Consider the following 20,690-nt stretch of genomic DNA (forward strand, 5'->3'; position numbering starts at 1 on the left):
CCCTTCTTCCGCCTCTCCCCCGCTAGGGGGAGAGGTTGGGTGAGGGGGCGACGCACCTCCTGTAACCCCCTCACCTAGCCTCTCCCCCTAGTGGGGGAGAGGAACAAGAGGACAGAGAAAATGGATTTCGAGCCCAACCAGGAACAGCAGATGCTGATCGAGCAGGTCCGCCGCTTCGTGCGGGAGGAGATCATCCCGCTCGAAGCCAAGCTCGATCCCGACGCCTCCGAACTCGATCCCGCCGATCATGCGCGGCTGGTCGAGAAGACCAAGGCGATGGGCCTGTTCGGAATCGATATCCCGAAGGAATATGGCGGTCCCGACATCGACATCGTGACCCGCGTACTGCTCGCCATCGAGATGGCCCAGCATCGCGCCGGTCTCTACGTGCCCTGCTACGGCACCTTCGGTGGCGCGGGCCTCGCGCAGATCTTCGAGGCCAACGAAGACCAGAAGGAGCGCTACCTCTATCCGACGCTGCGCGGCGAGAAGAAGGCGTTCTTCGGCCTGACCGAGCCGTCGGGCGGCAGCGACCCCGCGGGCGCGATCCAGACGCGGGCCGAGCGCAGGGACAATGGCTGGGTGCTGAACGGCGCCAAGCTCTACATCTCCAACGCCGATCGCGCACAGTACGGCATCGTCTTCGCCCGCACCGATTCGTCGAAGGGTCGCGCCGGCATCACCTGCTTCATCATCGACAGCGACACGCCGGGCTTCCACGTGCGGCGTGTCGTCCACACCCTGCGCTCGTCGCACTACGCGACCGAGCTCGAGTTCAAGGATTGCTGGGTCTCGGACCACCAGGTGCTGGGCGAAGTGAACAAGGGCTTCGCGGTCGCCAACGACCGCCTCACCCGCCAGCGCATCCCCTATGCCGCCGGCTGCATCGGCGTCGCCATCGCCGCGCACGAGATGGCGATCGAATGGGCCAAGATGCGCTCGACCTTCGGCGAGAAGCTTTCGCATCGCCAGGCCGTGCAGTGGATGCTGGTCGACAACGAGATCGACATTCGCACCGCCAGGCACTTCACCCTCGAAGCCGCCGAGAAGGCACGGCGCGGCCTGCCCTTCAAGATCGAGGCGTCGATCGCCAAGCTCACGGCGTCGGAAGGCGGCGGGCGCGTCGTCGACCGGGCGATGCAGATCCACGGTGGCATGGGCATGACCAAGGACCTGCCGCTGGAGCGCTGGTATCGCGAGATGCGCATCCGTCGCGTCGGCGAGGGTCCCAGCGAAGTGCAGCGCATGGTGATCGCGCGCGAGATCCTGGGGAGCAACCTGCGATGAGCGCCACAGGCCCGCTCGCCGGAATTAAGGTCGTCGAGTTCGGCCAGAACCTGGCCGGTCCCTATTGCGGCCAGATCCTGGCCTTCCTCGGCGCCGAGGTGGTCAAGGTCGAGCGACCCGAGGGCGACGACGCGCGCAAATGGGGGCCTCCCTTCGTGGAGGGCGATGCGACGGGCTTCATCGCGCTCAATCGCGGCAAGAAGTCGATCACCTGCGATCTCGCCGATCCCGCCCAGCGCGAGGCGCTGATCGAGCGCATCGGCGCCGCCGATATCTTCGTGCACAATCTGCGGGCCGACGTGCCGGCGAAGTTCGGCTTCGACGGGCCTGCGCTCACCCGGCGCTTCCCGCGCCTGATCTATGCCGACCTCGGCGCCTTCGGCCATGCCGGCCCGTGGAAGGACCGGCCGGGCTACGAGCCGATCATCCAGGCCGTCGCCGGCCTCATCTCGCTCAACGGCGATCCGACCGGCCCCGAGGCCCGCATCGGCGTCTCCATCATCGACCTGTCGACCGGCATGTGGACGGCGATCGGCGTGCTGGCGGCGCTGGCCAGGCGCACGGCCACCGGCCAGGGCAGCCTCGTGAACACCTCGCTGTTCGAGAGCGGGCTGATGTGGGCCTCCAACCATGTCGCGGGCTGGTCGGTGACCGGCAAGATGCCGCCGCGCCAGGGCACCGGGCATCCGTCGCTGACGCCCTACCAGGCGTTCGAGTGCAGCGACGGACCGCTGATGATCTGTCCCGGCAACGACCGGCTATGGCGCAAGTTCGCCGAGGCGCTGGGCCATCCGGAATGGCCAGACGAGGAGCGCTTCCGGACCAACGTCCAGCGCAGCGAGCGGCGCGAGCTGCTGCTGGGCATGATCGCCGACATCATGAAGGAGCATCCGCGCGCCCATTGGGCCGCGAAGCTCGACGCGCTGGGGGTTCCCAACGGTCCCCTGAACTCGGTGCCGCAGGTGATGGAACTGGCACAGGTGGCGGCACTGGCGATGTTCGTCCAGCCCTATGCCGGCTCGAACGCCCTCTTCCACGGCCTGCCGCTCAGCATCGACGGCGAGCGCGCCGGCGGCATGGAAAAGGCGCCGAAGATCGGCGAGCACAACGGCAAGGCTTGAGCGAACGGCCTAACCGGCGAAGCTCAGGCAGTAGTCACGCACCTGCTGGAGCGGGATGCGCGCATGGCTCTGCACGATGATGAACTTGCCGCCCGGATCGGTCCCCGCGGGCAGCTGGACCAGCCGTTCGAAATCGTCGGCCCCCCAGACGCACGACTTCTCGGAGAAGAGGTGGACGTCGGCGGTGTAACAGGTGTCCCACTCGGCGTGATAGTCGTAGAGCGTCCCATTGATCTCGGCCGCGCTGGTGTAGAGCGAGTACTCGGTCCACGGCACATGGCCGGGCCGGCTCACGAGCCTCAGCAGCAGCGACGTCGTCGCATCGAGATAGCGGCCTCGCACGCGCGCCAGCGTCTGGCGGGCAAGATCGCCATGCAGGATGTTGGGCGTGACGGAAAGCCCATGCGCCCTGGGATCGTAGGGAATGCCGATCACCTCGGCCGCGCTGCGCCACCATTCATGATGCTGCTTGGGTTCCCAGCGCGACAGGGCCCGTTCGTGCTGCAGAAAGGTCTGTGAATCGAAGTCGCCGACGCAACAGACGTCGGAATCGAGGGTCAGGAATCCACCGAAGCCCAATACCGCCGGTACGTGCAACTTGACGATCTGCTGCCGGTACCAGCCGGTCATCCAGTAGAACGGGCTGAACGGCCGGAAGAAGTCGCCCTCGCGCCGCACATCGACGTTGATGTTCGGGAAGCGCGGCAGTTCGGTGCGCAGAAGCCCGGCATCGCGATTGGGCGCGATGATCAGGAGTTCGAACGGCTTGCTGTCCCGCCAGTGCTTGGCCAGCGATTCGATCAGCAGCCCCGCCCGTTCGAGGTCGCCCCGGCGCTTGATGTTGCGCAGAGCGAGCGGGAGTATTCCTTGTCTGACTTCAGAGAACATGAGGGCGCATCTCTGAACTACATATGGGCAAGGGACCGCGCGACATCAATTGAGTGCGCGGGCGTCCGGCCCACCGGCGTGAGCGGCACATCGCCCCATGAGACGACAGCCACGAGACCAAAAAAAACGCCGGGCCCAGGGGCCCGGCGAGTCAAACAGGGAGGCTTCACGTCTGGGAGACGTGGGATCATGAGGATCCCGAGTTTCGAACGCGATCAGCCGAAACTTTTCGTGTCGATAACCTGACCTGAACCTATGCCTCGTGGCTGAGATTGGTAGTGGTGAAGTATTGGACACTGGCATGCGGCATGTGCATGCCTCGCACTGAGTATGCAATACTGCAGATCTCGCTGTTAAAAACGGGTTTCCGCCACCTTTCGCAGCAGGAAATCGCGAAAGACGGCAATGCGCTTGGAGTGCCGCAATTCTTCCGGATACGTGAAGTAGACGTCCGTGGTCCGCACGTTCAGGTCGGGCAGCACCATTTCGAGCTTGGTGGATTCCCGGGCGAGGTAGTCGGGCAGCGAGGCGATTCCCAGCCCCGACTCGACGGCGCGGAAGATGCCATAGGTATTGTTGACCCGCAGCACCACCAGCCGGGGATTCTGGTCGGCATTGCCTTCGCGCAGCAGCCAGTTCACGTCCTGGACCGGCGCCCGCGCGTCCTCGCCGAAGATGATGAGGCGGTGCTGGTCGAGTTCCTCGACCGTGGCGGGCTTGCCGTACTTCTGGACGTAGCCGTGTGACGCATAGACGTGACTACGGACGGTCAGCAGGTGGCGCTGAACCAGGCCGGGCTGGCGCGGCATGACCATGCGAATGGCCACGTCGGCCTCGCGCATGCCGAGGTCCAGTTCGTTGTCCGACAGGACGAGACTCACGTCGATCTCGGGATAGAGGGCGATGAATTCGTGCATCTGCGCGGTCAGCCACGTCGACCCGAAGCCCACCGTGGCGTGGATCTTGAGTCGCCCGGCGGGCTTGTCCTGGTTGGCGCGCAGCAGCGCCTCGGCCGTGTTGACCTTGGCCGCCATGTCGCGCGCCGTACGATAGAGCAGCTCGCCCTGCTCGGTGAGGATCAGGCCGCGGGCGTGGCGGTGGAACAGCATGACGCCCAGCTGTTCCTCGAGGGCGCCGATCTGGCGCGAGATCGCCGACTGGCTGAGCTTCAGCGATTCGCCCGCATGGGTGAAGCTGCCCGCGTCCGCCACGGCCTGGAATATGCGCAGCTTGTCCCAGTCCATTCCCTTGCCTCCCCTTTCTACGTCCGCTGCCTACTCAGCCGCCTGTGCGGGGCGCGCCTCCTGGGCCGCCAGCCACTTCTCGGCCTCCAGCGCGGCCATGCAGCCCGTTCCGGCCGCCGTGACGGCCTGGCGGAAGACCTTGTCCTGCACGTCGCCGGCCGCATAGACGCCTTCGATGTTCGTCGCGGTCGAATCGGGCTTCGTGATCAGATAGCCCTCGCCGTCCATGTCGAGCTTGCCCTTGAACAGCTCGGTGTTGGGCGAATGGCCGATCGCCACGAAGAACCCGTCGGTCTTGATGTCCTGCACAGCGCCCGTCTTGACGTTGCGCAGGCGTGCGCCCGTGACGATGGGCGCCGGCGTCTTCTCGCCCAGCACCTCGTCGACGACATGGTCCCAGATCACGCTCACCTTGGGATTCTTGAACAGGCGATCCTGCAGGATCTTCTCGGCGCGGAAGCTGTCGCGGCGATGGACCAGCGTCACCTTCGCCGCGTGGTGCGTCAGGTAGAGTGCTTCCTCGACCGCGGTGTTGCCGCCGCCGACCACGACGACGTCCTTGCCGCGGAAGAAGAAGCCGTCACAGGTCGCGCAGGCCGACACGCCGCCGCCGCGGAACGTCTCCTCGCTGGGGATGCCCAGCCAGCGCGCCGTCGCGCCGGTGGCGATGATGAGCGAATCGGCCTCGTAGCGATCACCCGAATCGCCCAGGCAGACGAACGGCCGCTTGCTCACGTCGACCTCGACGATCGTGTCGAAGAACAGCTGCGTGCCGACATGCTCGGCCTGCTTCTGCATCTGCTCCATGAGCCAGGGGCCCTGGATCACGTCCGCGAAGCCGGGATAGTTCTCGACGTCGGTGGTGATGGTCAGCTGCCCGCCGGGCTGGATTCCCTGCACCAGCATCGGCTTCAGGCTGGCCCGCGCCGCGTAGATCGCCGCCGTGTATCCCGCGGGCCCCGAGCCCAGGATCATCACCTTGCTTCGATGAGTTGCTGCCATGACCACTCCGCATCCCGCCAACTGCATATCGATGACATATATGCAAACCTCGCGTGGGTTGCACGGCCAGATGTGAATTTCATGCGCAATTGTTCACAGCCAGTCGGCGAAATCTCGCAACTTTATTGCGTGCGTGGCATGGTTCTGGCATAGACCCCGGCCAACGGAGGAAAACGATGGCTCGGGCCAAGCTCGATCGAATTGACCGGCGAATTCTCAGCGACCTTCAGTCCAACGGACGCATGACCAACGTCGAACTGGCGGAACGGGCGGGCATCTCCGCGCCCCCCTGCCTGCGCCGGGTGCGGGCGCTGGAACGGGCCGGGATCATCAAGGGCTACCATGCCGAGCTCAGCCCCGAGGCGCTGGGGTACAGCGTTTCGGTCTTCGCCCTCGTCGGCCTGAACAGCCAGGCGGAGGCCGACCTCAAGTCCTTCGAGGAACTGATCGAGAAGTGGGACGAGGTCCGCGAATGCCACATGCTGGCCGGCGAAGCCGATTTCCTGCTGAAGATCGTCGCGGAAACCTGGGACGAGTATCAGAAGTTCCTGACCACCCGCCTCACCTCGGCCCCCAACGTCAGCCACGTGAAGTCGATGATGGTGTTCCGCACCGCCAAGCAGGTGCCGGGCGTTCCAATTTCGACAGAAGCGTAAGCATCCGTCGAACTGCCGAGTGGTGGCGGGGGAACCAATAGCGATAGCGCGCACCGTACCCGGGAGGCAAAAATGGCCGAAGACGTCACCTTCGAGATTCTGCACCGTGTCGCCGACGCCTTCGCCCGCCGCGACGTCGACGGGATCGTGAACTCCTTCGCCGAGGACGGCGAGTTCCGCAACGCCAAGGGCCCCGACTATTGGGGCCAGAACTTCAAGGGAAAGGCCGCGATCCGCAGCTATTTCGAGCCCCTGTTCGCGGCCGCCAGCGACGTGAAGTGGAACCACACCAACGAGTTCATCTGCGGTGACCGGGCGGTCACGGAGTGGCATCGCATCGCCACCTTGCGGACCGGCGAACGCCAGGAATGGCTGGGCTGCGATCTCTACACCTTCCGCCGCGGCCTGATCGTCATGAAGGACACGTACATCAAGGTCGTCGTCTGAGGGTGTCTCTCGCCCCCGCTGCCTGATCACCCCCTCTTGCAGGAAACGCTGTGTATTGATAGCGTCCCTTAAATACACGCCGTTATCGCAATAGGGGGATGGCACACAATGAAGGATCTCTTCCAGGCCTCGAAGGTCCTGCTCCTCGACCTCGCTTCGACCCTGCTCTTCCTCGGCGTGTACGTCGCCACGGGAAACCTCTTCCTGGCCGTCGGGCTGGGCATGGCGCTGGGCCTCGCGCAGATCGGCTGGCAGCTCTTCCACAAGGAGCCGGTCGAGGCGCTGCAATGGCTCAGCCTGCTGATCATCCTGGCGTCGGGCTCGGCGACCTTCCTCACCGACGATCCGCTGTTCGTGATGCTGAAGCCCAGCGTGATCTACGTCATCGTCGGACTGGTGATGCTGAAGCGCGGGTGGATGAACCGCTACCTGCCGCCGATCGCGCGCGCCACCGTGCCCGACCTCGGGATCACCTTCGGCTACGTCTGGGCCGGCCTGATGTTCTTCTCGGCCATCCTGAACATCGTGCTGGCACTTGCGCTCGACGTCACGACCTGGGCGGCCGTGAAGTCGGTCTGGGCGATCGGCAGCAAGGTCGGCCTGTTCGGGATCCAGTACGCGATCATGAAGTCGACCGGCATCCGCCGGGCGCGCGCCATGATGGCTAGTTGAACTGGACGCCCACGACTTCGTAGGACTTGCCGCCGCGCGGCGTTTGGACCTCGACCGTGTCCCCGACGGTCTTGCCGATCAACGCACGACCGATCGGCGAGGTGATGGAAATCCGCCCCTTGGCGAGATCCGCCTCATAGGGTCCGACGATCTGGTACTTCACCTTCTCGTCGGTATCCTCGTCGGCCAGGCGCACGGTGGCGCCGAACTTGATGACCTTTCCCGTCAGCTTCGAGAAGTCGATCACCTCGGTGCGCGAGATGATGTCCTCCAGCTCGGCGATGCGTCCCTCGATGAAGCTCTGCTTCTCGCGCGCGGACGTGTACTCGGCGTTCTCCGAGAGATCGCCGTGCTCACGCGCGGTCGCGATCGCCTTGATGATCGCCGGGCGCTCCACGCTCTTCAGCGTCTTAAGTTCGCCTTCGAGGCGCTGCAGCCCCTCGGCGGTCATGGGAATACGTTCCATCGCCAAATCGTCCTTGATCAATCGTACGGCGTCAACGCCGAACGCACCCCGCAACGGGTCGAAATCCGAGGGGTTCCGGGCACTGGCCCGCGCTAGAACGCCGTCTTGAAGTAGGATTGCAGCGGCGCGACCTCAAGAGCGCCTTCCTTCACTGCGGCGATGCCCTCGACCGACGCCTTCGCGCCCGCGACCGTCGTGTAGTAGGCGATCTTGTGCATCAGCGCCGTGCGCCGGAGCGTGAAGCTGTCGGTCAGCGCGCCAGCTCCGTCGACGGTGTTGAAGACGAGCTGCACCTTGCCGTCCTTCATCAGGTCGACGATGTGCGGCCGTCCCTCCAGCACCTTGTTGACCTGCTGCGCCTCGATCGAATGCTTGGCGAGGAAGTCTGCCGTGCCGCGGGTCGCCACGATCTTGAAGCCCAGCTCGAGCAGCCGCTTCAGCGGCTTCACCATCGCCTGCTTGTCCTGGTCCTTGACCGAGACGAAGACGGTGCCCTCGACCGGCACCTTGCTGCCGGCGCCGAGCTGCGACTTGGCGAAGGCACGGCCGAAATCCATGTCGAGGCCCATCACCTCGCCGGTCGAACGCATTTCCGGTCCGAGAATGATGTCGACGCCGGGGAAGCGCGCGAAGGGAAACACGGCTTCCTTGACCGCGATGTGCTTGGCCTTGGACTTCTTCACGCCCAGCGACTTCAGCGCCTCGCCGGCCATCAGGCGGGCGGCGAACTTGGCGATCGGCTGGCCCGTCGCCTTGGCGACGAACGGCACCGTGCGGCTGGCGCGCGGATTGACCTCGAGGACGTAGACCTCGCCGTCCTTGACGGCGAACTGCACGTTCATGAGTCCGACCACATGCAGCGCCTTGGCCATCGCCTCGGTCTGGCGCTCGATCTCGGCGATGATCTTGGCCGGCAGCGAGTAAGGCGGCAGCGAGCAGGCCGAGTCGCCGGAATGGATTCCCGCTTCCTCGATATGCTCCATGATGCCCGCGACGAAGACGTTCTGGTCCTTGTCGGCCAGCGCGTCGACGTCGACCTCGATGGCGTCGCGCAGGTAGGAATCCACCAGCACGGGGTTGCTGCCCGACACCTTCACGGCATCGCGCATGTAACGCTCGATCGCCTGCCGGTCATAGACGATCTGCATGGCGCGACCGCCCAGCACGTAGGACGGACGAATGACGACCGGGTAGCCGATCTTCTCGGCGATCTCGATGGCCTGCTTCTCCGACGTCGCCGTGCCGTTGGCCGGCTGGCGCAGCTTCAGCTCGTGGATCAGCTTCTGGAAGCGCTCGCGGTCCTCGGCGAGGTCGATCGCGTCCGGCGAGGTGCCGAGGATCGGGATGCCGGCCGCCTCGAGCGGCTTTGCGAGCTTGAGCGGCGTCTGGCCGCCGAACTGCACGATCAGGCCCAGCAGCTCACCCTTCGAGCGTTCGACCTCGACCAGCTCGATCACGTCCTCGGCGGTCAGCGGCTCGAAATAGAGGCGGTCGGCCGTGTCGTAGTCGGTCGACACCGTCTCGGGATTGCAGTTGACCATGATGGTCTCGTAGCCGGCATCGCGCAGGGCGTAGACGGCGTGGACGCAGCAATAGTCGAACTCGATGCCCTGGCCGATGCGGTTCGGTCCGCCGCCCAGGATGATAACCTTGCGCTTGTCGGTCGGCTGCGATTCGCACTCGGCCGGCCGCACGCCGTCGCCCTCGTAGCAGGAATAGAGATAGGGCGTGCGCGATTGGAACTCGGCGGCGCAGGTGTCGATGCGCTTGAAGACCGGCCGCACGCCGAGCGCGCGGCGCTTCCTGGCCACTTCCGCGGCGCTCTGCTTCGTGAGCTCGCCGAGACGCTCGTCCGAGAAGCCCTTCTTCTTCACGTCGAAGAACGCCTTCGCATCCTTCGGCAGCCCGTTCTTGCGCAGATCCGCCTCGAGGCTCACCAGCTGCTCGATCTGGCGCAGGAACCACGGCTCGTACTTCGACGCCTGGGCGATCTCCTCGACCGTGAGGCCGTGACGGAAGGCCTGGGCGATCACCAGAATGCGGTCGGGCGTCGGCCGCGCCAGCGCGCCCACGATGGCGGACTTGTCCGGCGCGCCCTTGATCTCGATCTCGTTCAGGCCGGTGAGGCCCGTCTCCATCGAGCGCAGCGCCTTCTGCAGCGATTCCTGGAAGGTCCGGCCGATCGACATGGCCTCGCCGACGCTCTTCATCGACGTATTGAGCAGCGGCTCCGCGCCGGGGAACTTCTCGAAGGCGAAGCGCGGCATCTTGGTGACGACATAGTCGATCGTCGGCTCGAACGAGGCCGGCGTCTCGCCGGTGATGTCGTTCAGCAGTTCGTCCAGCGTGTAGCCCACGGCGAGGCGCGCCGCGACCTTGGCGATCGGGAAGCCGGTGGCCTTCGAGGCCAGCGCCGAGGAGCGCGAGACGCGCGGGTTCATCTCGATCACGACCATACGGCCGGTCGCCGGATCGACGGCGAACTGCACGTTCGAGCCGCCGGTATCGACGCCGATCTCGCGCAGGCACGCGATCGAGGCGTCGCGCATGATCTGGTATTCCTTGTCGGTGAGCGTCAGTGCCGGCGCGACGGTCACCGAGTCGCCGGTATGCACGCCCATCGGATCGATATTCTCGATCGAGCAGATGATGATGCAGTTGTCGTTGCGGTCGCGCACGACTTCCATCTCGTACTCTTTCCAGCCGAGCACGGATTCCTCGACCAGCACCTCGCCGACCGGCGAGGCATCGACGCCGCCGGCCACGATCTCGAAATATTCGTCGCGATTGTAGGCAATGCCACCGCCGGTGCCGCCCAGCGTGAAGGACGGGCGGATGATCGCCGGCAGACCGACGCGGTCGAGCGCCGCGGCGGCCTCCTCGCGATTGTGCACGACCTCGCTCTTCGGGCATTCGAGCCCGATCTTGGTCATGGCGTCGCGGAACAGCAGGCGGTCCTCGGCCTTGTCGATGGCCTCGGCATTGGCGCCGATCAGCTCGACGCCATACTTCTCCAGTCGTCCGTCGCGGTGCAGCGACATGGCCGTGTTGAGCGCGGTCTGGCCGCCCATGGTGGGCAGGATGGCGTCGGGCTTTTCCTTCTCGATGATGCGCGCCACGAAGTCGGGCGTGATCGGCTCGACATAGGTCGCGTCGACCAGGCCCGGATCGGTCATGATCGTGGCTGGGTTCGAGTTGATCAGGATGACTCGATAGCCCTCGTCTTTCAGCGCCTTGCAGGCCTGGACGCCGGAATAGTCGAACTCGCAGGCCTGACCGATGACGATCGGGCCGGCGCCGATGACGAGGATGGACTTGATGTCTGTGCGCTTGGGCATGATGGCTCTTATTTGCCCTTGCTCGCGTCGATCATCTCGACGAACCGGTCGAAGAGATAATGGCTGTCGGTCGGGCCGGGCGAGGCTTCGGGATGATACTGGACCGAGAAGGCCGGCCTGTCGGTGCAGCGCAGGCCTTCGTTGATGCCGTCGAACAGCGAGACGTGCGTCACCTCGGTGTTCTTGGGCAGCGATTCGGGGATGACGCAGAAGCCGTGGTTCTGCGACGTGATCTCGACCTTGCCGGTCGTCAGGTCCTTCACAGGCTGGTTGGCGCCGCGATGGCCGCGCTCCATCTTGCGGGTCTTGCCACCGAGCGTGAGGGCCAAGATCTGATGGCCGAGGCAGATGCCGAACAGCGGCACCTTCTTGTCGAGCACCGCCCGGATGGCAGGCGAGGCATAGACCGCCGTCGCCGCCGGATCGCCGGGGCCGTTCGACAGGAACACGCCGTCGGGCTTGTGCCGCAGGATATCGTCGGCCGTGGCCGTCGCCGGCACGACCGTGACCCGGCAGCCGGTGTTGGCGAGGCAGCGCAGGATGTTGCGCTTGGCGCCGTAGTCGACGGCGACGACGTGATATTTTGGATTGGTGAGCTTGCCGTAGCCCTTACCCAGCGCCCACGTCGTCTCGTCCCAGTTGTAGGTCTGCTTGGTGGTGACCTCGATCGCTAGATCCATCCCGTCGAGGCCCGGCCAGTCCTGGGCGATCTGGCGCATCTTGGGGATGTCGAACTTTCCGTCCGGTGCGTGAACGACGACGCCGTTGGGCGCGCCGCCGTCGCGAATGCGGCGGGTGATGGCGCGCGTGTCGACGTCGCAGATACCCGGCAGATTGTGGCTCTTCAGCCAGTCGTTCAGCGGCTTCACGGAGCGCCAGTTGGCGGGCTCGGTGATGTCCCCGCGCAGCACGACGCCGCGGGCGGCCGGCGTGATGGTCTCGATGTCCTCGAGATTGGTGCCGACGTTGCCGATGTGCGGGAAGGTGAAGGTGATGATCTGGCCGGCATAGGAGGGATCGGTGATGATCTCCTGGTATCCGGTCATCGAGGTATTGAAGCAGACCTCGCCGACGGCATGGCCGGCGGCTCCCACTCCCTTGCCCCAGAAGACCGTCCCGTCGGCCAGCACGAGCGCGGCCGTGGCCCAACGCGGCGCGGCGTCAGGTACGCCGGCGGTCTTAGGTGAAGTCATGATGAAATTGCCCATTCGTGGGGCTCGCGCGGCCTCGCCCCGGACCCGGCATGGGCGAGGCGATCGGCGAGCCGCGCGGTTTGTAGCCAAGCCGCCGCGGAGGGTCAAGGCACGGAAGGCAGCCAATTTCTAAGCTATTTCAATAACTTATTTGCTTTGCCAACAGCGGCCGGGACGATTAGTTTCCGCCCCTTAGCCCTCGGGCGAACCAACGGGACCCAAGCGATGCTGCGCGAGAAACTGACCGAAGCGATGAAAGAGGCGATGCGCGCCAAGGATCAGGCGGCGCTCGGCACGATTCGGCTCATCCTGGCCAAGCTCAAGGACGTCGATATCGCCGCCCGCACCGAGGCCAGCCGAGAGGGCGTGGCCGACGACAAGATCCTTTCGATGATGCAGGGCATGATCAAACAGCGGAACGAGTCGATTTCGCTGTACGAAAAAGGCGGCCGCACCGACCTGGCCGACAAGGAAAAGGCCGAGATCGCCGTCATCGAGCGCTTTCTGCCCCAACAGATGGACGAAGCCGCCGTCGAGACCGCCGTCCGGGAAGCCATTGCCGCCGCCGGCGCAACGTCGGTCAAGGACATGGGCGGCGTGATGGCCGCGCTAAAGGGCAAGTATGCCGGCCAGATGGACTTCGCCAAGGCATCGGCTGCCGTCAAAAAAGCGCTGAGCGCCTGATCTTCCCCGCTATCCCCTATGGCGTGGCCCCGAACGCGGGACCATCTTAGGGGATGGCGTTCCCCCCGGGCTTCCTCGACGAACTGCGCGCACGCCTCAGCCTGTCCGACATCGTCGGCCGGAAGGTGTCGCTGAAGCGCCGTTCGGGCGCCGAGTATGCCGGACTGTGCCCCTTCCATAACGAGAAGTCGCCGTCCTTCACGGTCAACGACAAGAAGGGCTTCTATCACTGCTTCGGCTGCGGCGAGCACGGCGACGCGGTCGGCTTCGTGATGAAGACCGAAGGCCTCTCCTTCCCCGAATCGGTCGAGAAACTGGCCCGCGAGGTCAATCTCCCGGTGCCGCGGGCGACCCCGGCGGAGCGCGAGCGGGTCGAGCGCGCCTCCACCCTCCAGCAGGTCGTGGAACTGGCGGCGCAATGGTACCAGAAGCAGCTTCGCCTGCCGGTCGGCCGCCAGGGACTCGACTATCTGCGCGGGCGCGGTCTTTCCGATGCCGTGATCGACGAATTCCGGTTGGGTTTCGCGCCTGATTCGCGCGACGGCGTGATCGCCGCCCTGAAGCGCGAGAACGTGCCGATCGACAAGATCGTCGAGGCGGGTCTCGCCATCCAGCCCGAGGACCGGCGCGAGCCCTACGACCGCTTCCGCGGCCGGGTGATGTTCGTCATCAACGACCGCCGCGGCCGCGCCATCGCCTTCGGCGGGCGCGTCATGGGCGCAGGCGAGCCCAAGTATCTCAACTCGCCGGAAACGCCGCTCTTCCACAAAGGTGCGAACCTCTACTGCCTCGACCTCGCGCGGCAGGCCGTGACCAAGGACCAGCCGGTCATCGTGGCCGAGGGCTACATGGATGTGATCGCCCTGCACGGCGCGGGCTTCAAGGGGGCGGTGGCGCCACTGGGGACTGCCCTCACCGAGGGCCAGCTGGCGGAGCTCTGGAAGCTGGCCGACGAGCCCTATCTCTGTTTCGACGGCGACAATGCCGGGCGGCGCGCCGCGGCGCGGGCGGCCGAGCGAGCGCTTCCCCTCCTACGACCCGGCAAGAGCCTCAGGTTCCTGACCCTGCCAGCCGGCGAGGATCCCGACAGCCTGGTGCGCAAGAAAGGACCGGAGGCGCTGCGCCGTGTGCTCGATCTCGCCCGGCCGCTGTCGGATCTGGTGTGGGACCTGGAAACCGAGGGCAAATCGACCGACACGCCCGAGCGTCGCGCCAGCCTGCAGCGCAGCGTCGAGCAGAGGGTGGCCGGTATCGCCGATCCCATCGTCCGGGACTACTACCGGGCCGACATGCGCGAGCGGCTGAACCGGATGCGACGCCCCGAGAGGCCCGCCTGGCAGCCGGGGGCACGGAAGCCGTTCCGGCGCCCCGGCGACCCCGAGCCCGCGCCTTTTGCCGCCGGCTCGGCCGCCCGCCTCGCCGGCAGCGATCTCGACGGGTCGCGCCAGGAACGGGTGCTGCTGGGCGCGTTGATCGAGCGGCCGGCCCTCCTCCACATCCTGGCCGAGGACGTGGCCTCCCTGCCGCTCGCCAATCCGGAACTGGACCGGTTGCGCAGCGGCCTGCTCGATGCCCTGTCGCTGGTCCCGCAGGGAGTCGACCCCGCGGCCGACGAGGCGATGGGGGACTCGGCATCCTCCCTTGAAGCCCAGCTCATCGAACAACATCTGGAGAGGATCGGGCTGGGCCGCCTGGCGGCCACAGCCCGGGCCAAGGCCCGCGAGGCCTTCCGGGACAACCCGGCAGGAACCGAGGGCTGGGTCGGCCAATGGCGCCGCGCCGCCCGGCACCTGACCCAGCTCCAGGCCGATCCGGAGGAGCTTAAGCGGGCCGAGGAGGCCCTCGCCGAGGACATGTCGGAGGAGAATTTGCAGCGACTCCAGGCGATTCTCGACCGGATGCGGCGCGAAAGCATCGAATCCAATGCCGGATAGCGGGACCGCGCTGAATCAGGTGCCGGGGCCTATCGCTGCTTGCACTGAAGCCCCATATAGTAGAAGGGTAGTTTCCGCGGGGCCGCCCTTCCCCGCCTCCCCTTCTTGCAGCCAAATGAACGGCCCGTTGGCCGTCGTATCTGTTTGTCGCACCCAAGGATTTGAGTAATGGCGACCAAAACCGCGACCGTAGCGCAACCCGAAGCCACCGACGCCCGCGAGGAGGGCCCCGACGCCCCCCTGCTCGATACCCTTGGCGCCGAGCTGAAGAAGCTCGTCCAGAAGGGCAAGGAGCGCGGCTACGTTACCTATGACGAGCTGAACGCCGCGCTGCCGCCCGACGAGGTGTCCTCCGAGCAGATCGAGGACACGATGGCGATGCTCTCCGAGGCCGGCGTGAACGTCGTCGAGGCCGAGGAGCAGGAAGACAGCGCGAGCGCCAACCCGGCCGAGCCGGCCAAGACCGCCGTCGTCGCGGCCGAGGCCACGGGCGAGGACGAGGAGCTGGGTCGCACCGACGATCCCGTCCGCATGTACCTGCGCGAGATGGGCAGCGTCGAGCTGCTGAGCCGCGAAGGCGAGATCGAGATCGCCAAGCGAATCGAGGCCGGCCAGGACAAGATGATCGGCGGCATCTGCGAAAGCCCGATGACGATCACCGCGCTGCTGCACTGGCGCGACGCGATCAACGAGGGCCGCATCCTGCTGCGCGACGTGATCGACCTCGAGGCCACCCAGGGGGGCGGTGCCCCCGGCGAAGGCAAGGGTGCGGCCGCGGCCCCCGCCGCACCGCCGGTGCCCCGTCCCGCGATGATGCCGAAGCTGGTGCGTCCGGCGGCCCCCGCGGTGAACGGCGAGGGTGGCGAAGCGGCGGCCACGGAAGGCGGCGAAGAGGACGACGAGAACGCGCTCTCGCTCTCGGCGCTCGAGGAGAAGCTCAAGCCCGAGGTCCTGCGCACCCTCACCAAGATCTACAAAGTCTATATCGAGATGTCGAAGGTGCAGAACCGGCGCCTCTCGACACTGGCGCGCGGCCAGAAGCCCAGCGCCGACTTCGAGAAGAGCTACGAGAAGCACCGCAAGAAGATCGTCGAGCTTGTGCGCACGGTGCACATCAATGCGGCCCGCATCGAACAGCTCAAGCTGTCGCTGTATGACCTCAACCGTAAGCTGATGATGCAGGAAGGCAAGCTGATGCGGACGGCGGAAAGCTTCCGCATCTCGCGCCAGGACTTCCTCGACAACTACCTCACCCACGAGATCGACCCCAACTGGCTCGAGAAGGTCGGCAAGCTGTCGGGCCGGGGCTGGAAGGATTTCGCCAAGAAGCGCGGCCCCGAGATCGAGAAGATCCGGGCGGAGATCAAGGAGATCTCCGATCACGCCGGCGCCCCGATCTTCGAGTTCCGCCGCATGTGCAAGACCGTCCAGGACGGCGAGCGCGAGATGATGCGGGCGAAGAAGGAGATGATCGAGGCCAACCTGCGCCTCGTGATCTCGATCGCCAAGAAGTACACGAACCGCGGCCTGCAGTTCCTCGACCTCATCCAGGAAGGCAACATCGGCCTGATGAAGGCGGTCGACAAGTTCGAGTACCGCCGCGGCTACAAGTTCTCGACCTACGCCACCTGGTGGATCCGACAGGCCATCACGCGCTCGATCGCCGACCAGGCGCGCACCATCCGCATCCCTGTGCACATGATCGAGACCATCAACAAGCTGGTCCGCACCAGCCGCCAGATGCTGCACGAGATCGGCCGCGAGCCGCAGCCCGAGGAGTTGGCCGAGAAGCTCGGCATGCCTCTCGAGAAGGTGCGCAAGGTCTTGAAGATCGCCAAGGAGCCGATCTCCCTCGAAACGCCGATCGGCGACGAGGAAGACAGCCACCTCGGCGACTTCATCGAGGACAAGAACGCCGTGATCCCGCTCGAGGCGGCGATCCAGGGCAATCTCCGCGAGAGCACGACGAGGGTGCTGGCGACGCTGACGCCGCGCGAAGAGCGCGTGCTGCGCATGCGCTTCGGCATCGGCATGAACACCGACCATACGCTGGAAGAGGTCGGCCAGCAGTTCTCGGTCACCCGCGAGCGTATCCGCCAGATCGAGGCGAAGGCGCTGCGCAAGCTCAAGCACCCGAGCCGCTCGCGCATGCTGCGCAGCTTCCTCGACGAGGGCTGAGATCGACTCCAATGAGAGACCTTGAAAGCCGGGGCCCGTCCCCGGCTTTTTCGTGTCAGGTCACTCGCGGTCGGCGATCCGGACGAGCGACGGCAGGAGATCGCTCACCTTCATGTGCAGCCGGCGAACTTCCTCCAGCGCGGCCGAAAGGTTCTCCCGAGCCGCAGCGCAATGGCGAGACGCCTCGCTTCGCACATCGTCCAGCCCCGGATCGATCGCATAGGAATGACCGAGGGCCTTTCCACACTCCGCCAGCACATCGAGCAGCGCCCCCGACCGGTCCGTGCGATCGGGCGGGTGCATGAAATCCCGGGTGGCGTGCTCGATACGCTCCAACGCCGTGACAAGACCATCGACTTCCATGGGAGTCTCCTCGGCCGGGTACGGGACGCTGTCGTCAACGCCGATGCTGTCACCGGGCTGCGCGGCGCACAAGGCCGCCCCGCCCCGGTCCTCCCCTCAATTCAGCCGACGGGCCAGCCAGGAGGGCTGCCGTCGCAGGAACGCTTCCAGCCTCACCTCATAATCGACCGCGACGGCGCCGATGACCGACGGTCGCGCGGCCAACGCCCGCCGCCACGCCTGCACCTTCGGCAAATCCGCGAAGACACCGAGGTCGACGAAGCGGTCGAAGACGTCGAAGTAGCGGAAGGCCGGCGCGAACACGGCATCGACCAGGCTGAAGCGGCTTCCCGCGAACCAGGGGCCGGCCCCCAGTTCGCCCTCGAGCCGCACGAACTTCTCGCGTAGCCCCCGGACCTTCGCATCGAATGCCGCCTCGTCTGGCGTTGTCTCGATGCTCCAGATATCGGCGAGGACAGTAGAGCCGAATTCCATCCAAGCGCGATGGCGGGCGCGGGCGATGGCGTCCTCCGGATGGAGCCGTGGCGACTCTGTCTCGTCGAGATACTCCACGATGACGGCGCTCTCGAAGAGCACCTCGCGATCGACCAACAGCAGCGGCACCTTGCCCAGCGGCGAGATCGCCCTGAACCAGTCGGGCTTGTCGGCGAGATCGACGTCTCGGCGCTCGAAGGGCACGCCCTTCTCCGCGAGCGCGATCGCCGCGCGTTGCACGTAGGGACACAGATCGAAGGAAACGAGGGTGAGCATGATGGCTCCTCATGTGTATGCATTTGCATTTATATACACTCGCCACTTGATGCAAGTGCATTAATCTCTAGAATCGAGGCATGCACCCCCCTGCTCCCTCTGATGCGATCGTCCGGGCCTGGGTCCGGCTGGAGCGCGCCCACCGCGCCGCGCAATCGACCGTCGAGATGCGCCTCAAGCAGGCGAATCTGCCGCCGCTGGCGTGGTACGACGCCCTTCTCGAACTGGAGCGCGCCGATCCCGCCGGCCTGCGCCCCTTCGAACTGCAGAAGGAAATGCTGTTCGCGCAGTACAATCTCTCCCGCCTGGTCGACCGCCTCGAAGCGGCCGGCCATGTGCTCCGTTCGGCGAGCGAAGAGGACGGCCGCGGCCAGGTGCTCACGATCACGCGGTCCGGCCGGGCGCTGCGCCAGCGCATGTGGCCGGTCTATGCGGCGGCGATCGAGGCCGCCGTCGGCAGCCATCTCTCCGAGACCGACGCCCTGACGCTCGGCGAGCTGCTGGGCCGCCTTTACGCCAAGCCCTGATCAGCCGAAGCGCAACAGCGGCACGGCCGCCGCCGCCAGCAGCACGGCGGCAATACGGGTGCGCGTGAAGGGCTCCTTCAGCCAGAACACGGCGATGAGCACCGCAAAGATCGCGCTGGTGTCCCGCAAGGCCGCGGCCGGCGCGATCGGCGCGTGGCTCCAGACCCAGAGAATGAGCAGGTAGGAGGCCATCGACGCCACGGCCATCGGCAGGGCGAGCCTCCAGTGCGCCGCCACGGGAGCCCAGGGCGGCCCTGCATGCCGCTGCCGCCAGGCCATGGCCGCCGCATTGGTGATCGACACGACGAAGCCGTAGGCCCACGGCGATCCCGATAGCCGCACCCCCTGGGCGTCGCACATGATGTAGGCGGCGGTGCCGACCCCGGCCGCCAGGATCCATCCGAGGGCCTTGCCGGTAACGCCCTGCCCGCGCGCGGCGTCCCAGGCGAGGACGATCAGCGCCAGGGATATGACCAGGACGCCCGCCATACCCGCGGTACCCAGCCGCTCGCCCGTCAGGACCGCCGCCATCGGCACCACGAGCAGGACCGCCAGCGATCGGACGACGGGATAGACCAGCCCGAAGCCGCCCAGCTCATAGGCCCGCAGCAGGGCCAGCACGGTGAGCGTGTTCATGAGCGTCGATGCCGCGATCCATCCGAAGGAGGCGAGGCTCGGGAGTCCCGACCAGAACAGCGCTGGCACGACCAGCAGCGCGCCGATGAGCATCTGGGCGGTCATCACCTGCGTCGGATTGCGGCTGCCCTTCACCGCGGCGTTCCATCCGGCGTGCAGCACCGCGCTCAACAGGGCGGCGGACACATCGATGAGGTCCATCGCTCAGACCGGCCGCGGCGCCACGATGACCACACAGTAACGTGCCGGCCTGGACGTCGGATTGCGATAGGTGATCGGCCGGTCGAGGACCATGGCCAGGCAATCGCCGGCATCGAGTTCGTGTCTGTCTTCCCCCAGCGTGATCTCGATCTTCCCCTGCAGCACCCAGACCTGCTGGTGCGTGGTTCCGGGACGCGCCGCGGTCTCGTAGGCGACCCGGGCGCCGGCCGGAAACTGGACCTCCACGATCTGGATGGGCGACGGATAGCCGCCCGGCGACACGTTGCGACGCAGATAGCCCGATGCGGGATCGCGCCATTCGACCTGATCGGCGCGACGGGAAACGGGATGCGCAGCCGCCGCCGGCGGCTCGAAGAGGGTGGCCAGCGAGACGCCAAGACCGGTCGCCAGCTTCTCGAGAACGACGGCGGTCGGGCTGCTCTCTCCCCGCTCGACCAGCGAGATCATCGACCGGCTCACGCCACAGGCGTCCGCCAGCGCCTCGAGCGACAGGCCCGATCGGCCCCTCAGTTCGCGCACCCGGGCAGCGATGCGATGATTGATGCCATCCTTCATAATGGATTTATCATCCATTATACTGGATACAACATCAAGCCCGCCGCTCCTGCTAGAAAGACGACCGGGAAGCGAGCGCTCTGGAGCTTGAGATGGCGGACATAGTCGAGGAATTGCGCGCCCTGTGCCGCGCCGAACAGGGCGCCGCCGGTGATGCCGCGGGGACCATCGAAGGCGACGCGAGATGGCGGGCGGCGGCCGAAATCGAGGCACTGAGGCGGGGCGCGAGCGCATCATGGCAGCCGATCGCGACGGCGCCGAAGGACGAGGGTCCCCTATTGCTGTTCTGTCCGGGCCTGGCCGGCAACGCCGCCCGTGAAGTCGTCGTCGGGACCTGGCGGTTCGATGCCAACCGGCGTTCTCTGGGCTACTGGGTCAGCGATGTCGGGGTCCTCGACCCCGGGTTTGCCGAGACCGGTCCGTGGATCGAGTACTCCGAGCTTCATCCCACGCAGTGGGCGCGCCTGCCCGCCCCGCCCGCCCGGGACTGACCGAGCCCACAAAAAAAGGCGGCCACGAGGGCCGCC

20 protein-coding genes are annotated in these 20,690 nt (G+C 66.1%); 10 read left to right on the forward strand and 10 right to left on the reverse strand.

The window, feature by feature from the left end:
* Positions 1-120: 120 nt before the first annotated feature.
* On the forward strand, positions 121-1,287 hold the full coding sequence (locus tag LJ725_RS20780) for an acyl-CoA dehydrogenase family protein (RefSeq protein WP_230552703.1): 1,167 nt from the start codon (positions 121-123) through the stop codon (positions 1,285-1,287).
* Positions 1,284-2,408, forward strand: a complete 1,125-nt coding sequence (locus LJ725_RS20785; RefSeq protein ID WP_230552704.1) for a CaiB/BaiF CoA transferase family protein — start codon at positions 1,284-1,286, stop codon at positions 2,406-2,408. Before LJ725_RS20780 ends, LJ725_RS20785 begins: the two co-directional genes overlap by 4 nt.
* Before the next feature lie 9 nt (positions 2,409-2,417).
* On the opposite strand, the gene LJ725_RS20790 is transcribed toward LJ725_RS20785, so the two are convergent.
* The 3 genes from LJ725_RS20790 to trxB form a co-directional block, all read right to left on the reverse strand.
* Positions 2,418-3,296, reverse strand: a complete 879-nt coding sequence (locus tag LJ725_RS20790; protein ID WP_230552706.1) for a DUF6492 family protein — start codon at positions 3,294-3,296, stop codon at positions 2,418-2,420.
* A 353-nt stretch (positions 3,297-3,649) separates the two neighbouring features.
* On the reverse strand, positions 3,650-4,540 hold the full coding sequence (locus LJ725_RS20795; protein ID WP_230552708.1) for a LysR family transcriptional regulator: 891 nt from the start codon (positions 4,538-4,540) through the stop codon (positions 3,650-3,652).
* Between the two features lie 30 nt (positions 4,541-4,570).
* Complete coding sequence (trxB, locus tag LJ725_RS20800) at positions 4,571-5,542, reverse strand: thioredoxin-disulfide reductase (protein WP_230552710.1); 972 nt, start codon at positions 5,540-5,542, stop codon at positions 4,571-4,573.
* Positions 5,543-5,718: 176 nt separating this feature from the next.
* Here trxB and LJ725_RS20805 point away from each other — a divergent pair, with 176 nt between their 5' ends.
* The 3 genes from LJ725_RS20805 (at position 5,719) to LJ725_RS20815 (ending at position 7,317) form a co-directional block, all read left to right on the forward strand.
* A complete protein-coding gene (locus LJ725_RS20805; protein ID WP_230552712.1) occupies positions 5,719-6,198 on the forward strand; it encodes an Lrp/AsnC family transcriptional regulator in 480 nt (159 codons plus the stop codon).
* Positions 6,199-6,270: 72 nt separating this feature from the next.
* A complete protein-coding gene (locus LJ725_RS20810; RefSeq protein ID WP_230552714.1) occupies positions 6,271-6,645 on the forward strand; it encodes a nuclear transport factor 2 family protein in 375 nt (124 codons plus the stop codon).
* A gap of 108 nt (positions 6,646-6,753) precedes the next feature.
* The gene (locus LJ725_RS20815; RefSeq protein ID WP_230552716.1) at positions 6,754-7,317 is read left to right on the forward strand and encodes an inner membrane-spanning protein YciB; all 564 of its coding nucleotides are present in this window, start codon (positions 6,754-6,756) and stop codon (positions 7,315-7,317) included.
* Here the strand turns inward: LJ725_RS20815 and greA are convergent.
* The 3 genes from greA to carA all read right to left on the reverse strand — a co-directional run bounded on the left by greA (position 7,310) and on the right by carA (position 12,317).
* Complete coding sequence (greA, locus tag LJ725_RS20820) at positions 7,310-7,783, reverse strand: transcription elongation factor GreA (protein ID WP_230552718.1); 474 nt, start codon at positions 7,781-7,783, stop codon at positions 7,310-7,312. The two genes, LJ725_RS20815 and greA, sit on opposite strands and share 8 nt — an antisense overlap.
* Before the next feature lie 92 nt (positions 7,784-7,875).
* The gene (carB, locus tag LJ725_RS20825; RefSeq protein ID WP_230552720.1) at positions 7,876-11,121 is read right to left on the reverse strand and encodes a carbamoyl-phosphate synthase large subunit; all 3,246 of its coding nucleotides are present in this window, start codon (positions 11,119-11,121) and stop codon (positions 7,876-7,878) included.
* An 8-nt stretch (positions 11,122-11,129) separates the two neighbouring features.
* The gene (carA, locus tag LJ725_RS20830; protein ID WP_408015763.1) at positions 11,130-12,317 is read right to left on the reverse strand and encodes a glutamine-hydrolyzing carbamoyl-phosphate synthase small subunit; all 1,188 of its coding nucleotides are present in this window, start codon (positions 12,315-12,317) and stop codon (positions 11,130-11,132) included.
* Positions 12,318-12,539: 222 nt separating this feature from the next.
* On the opposite strand from carA, the gene LJ725_RS20835 reads away from it, so the two are divergent.
* The 3 genes from LJ725_RS20835 to rpoD all read left to right on the forward strand — a co-directional run bounded on the left by LJ725_RS20835 (position 12,540) and on the right by rpoD (position 17,110).
* Positions 12,540-12,998: a GatB/YqeY domain-containing protein gene (locus tag LJ725_RS20835; RefSeq protein WP_230552723.1), complete on the forward strand. Its 459-nt coding sequence runs from the start codon at positions 12,540-12,542 to the stop codon at positions 12,996-12,998.
* A gap of 53 nt (positions 12,999-13,051) precedes the next feature.
* A complete protein-coding gene (dnaG, locus tag LJ725_RS20840) occupies positions 13,052-14,932 on the forward strand; it encodes a DNA primase (RefSeq protein WP_230552724.1) in 1,881 nt (626 codons plus the stop codon).
* Positions 14,933-15,100: 168 nt separating this feature from the next.
* On the forward strand, positions 15,101-17,110 hold the full coding sequence (gene rpoD / locus LJ725_RS20845) for an RNA polymerase sigma factor RpoD (protein ID WP_230552726.1): 2,010 nt from the start codon (positions 15,101-15,103) through the stop codon (positions 17,108-17,110).
* Positions 17,111-17,170: 60 nt separating this feature from the next.
* On the opposite strand, the gene LJ725_RS20850 is transcribed toward rpoD, so the two are convergent.
* Both LJ725_RS20850 and LJ725_RS20855 read right to left on the reverse strand, forming a co-directional pair.
* A complete protein-coding gene (locus LJ725_RS20850) occupies positions 17,171-17,473 on the reverse strand; it encodes a hypothetical protein (RefSeq protein WP_230552729.1) in 303 nt (100 codons plus the stop codon).
* Between the two features lie 96 nt (positions 17,474-17,569).
* Positions 17,570-18,223: a glutathione S-transferase family protein gene (locus LJ725_RS20855; RefSeq protein WP_230552731.1), complete on the reverse strand. Its 654-nt coding sequence runs from the start codon at positions 18,221-18,223 to the stop codon at positions 17,570-17,572.
* A gap of 80 nt (positions 18,224-18,303) precedes the next feature.
* On the opposite strand from LJ725_RS20855, the gene LJ725_RS20860 reads away from it, so the two are divergent.
* Positions 18,304-18,750: a MarR family winged helix-turn-helix transcriptional regulator gene (locus tag LJ725_RS20860; RefSeq protein WP_230552733.1), complete on the forward strand. Its 447-nt coding sequence runs from the start codon at positions 18,304-18,306 to the stop codon at positions 18,748-18,750.
* Here the strand turns inward: LJ725_RS20860 and LJ725_RS20865 are convergent, their stop codons facing one another.
* Positions 18,751-19,587, reverse strand: a complete 837-nt coding sequence (locus LJ725_RS20865) for an EamA family transporter (protein WP_230552735.1) — start codon at positions 19,585-19,587, stop codon at positions 18,751-18,753.
* Between the two features lie 3 nt (positions 19,588-19,590).
* Positions 19,591-20,163 carry a helix-turn-helix domain-containing protein gene (locus LJ725_RS20870; RefSeq protein WP_230552737.1) on the reverse strand — a complete coding sequence of 191 codons (573 nt, stop codon included), beginning with the start codon at positions 20,161-20,163 and terminating at the stop codon, positions 19,591-19,593.
* A 92-nt stretch (positions 20,164-20,255) separates the two neighbouring features.
* Between LJ725_RS20870 and LJ725_RS20875 the strand changes: the two genes are divergently transcribed.
* The gene (locus LJ725_RS20875) at positions 20,256-20,654 is read left to right on the forward strand and encodes a hypothetical protein (protein ID WP_230552739.1); all 399 of its coding nucleotides are present in this window, start codon (positions 20,256-20,258) and stop codon (positions 20,652-20,654) included.
* Positions 20,655-20,690 lie beyond the last annotated feature (36 nt).

This window comes from Reyranella aquatilis (assembly GCF_020880995.1).
GTDB classification, from domain to species: Bacteria; Pseudomonadota; Alphaproteobacteria; order Reyranellales; family Reyranellaceae; genus Reyranella; species Reyranella aquatilis.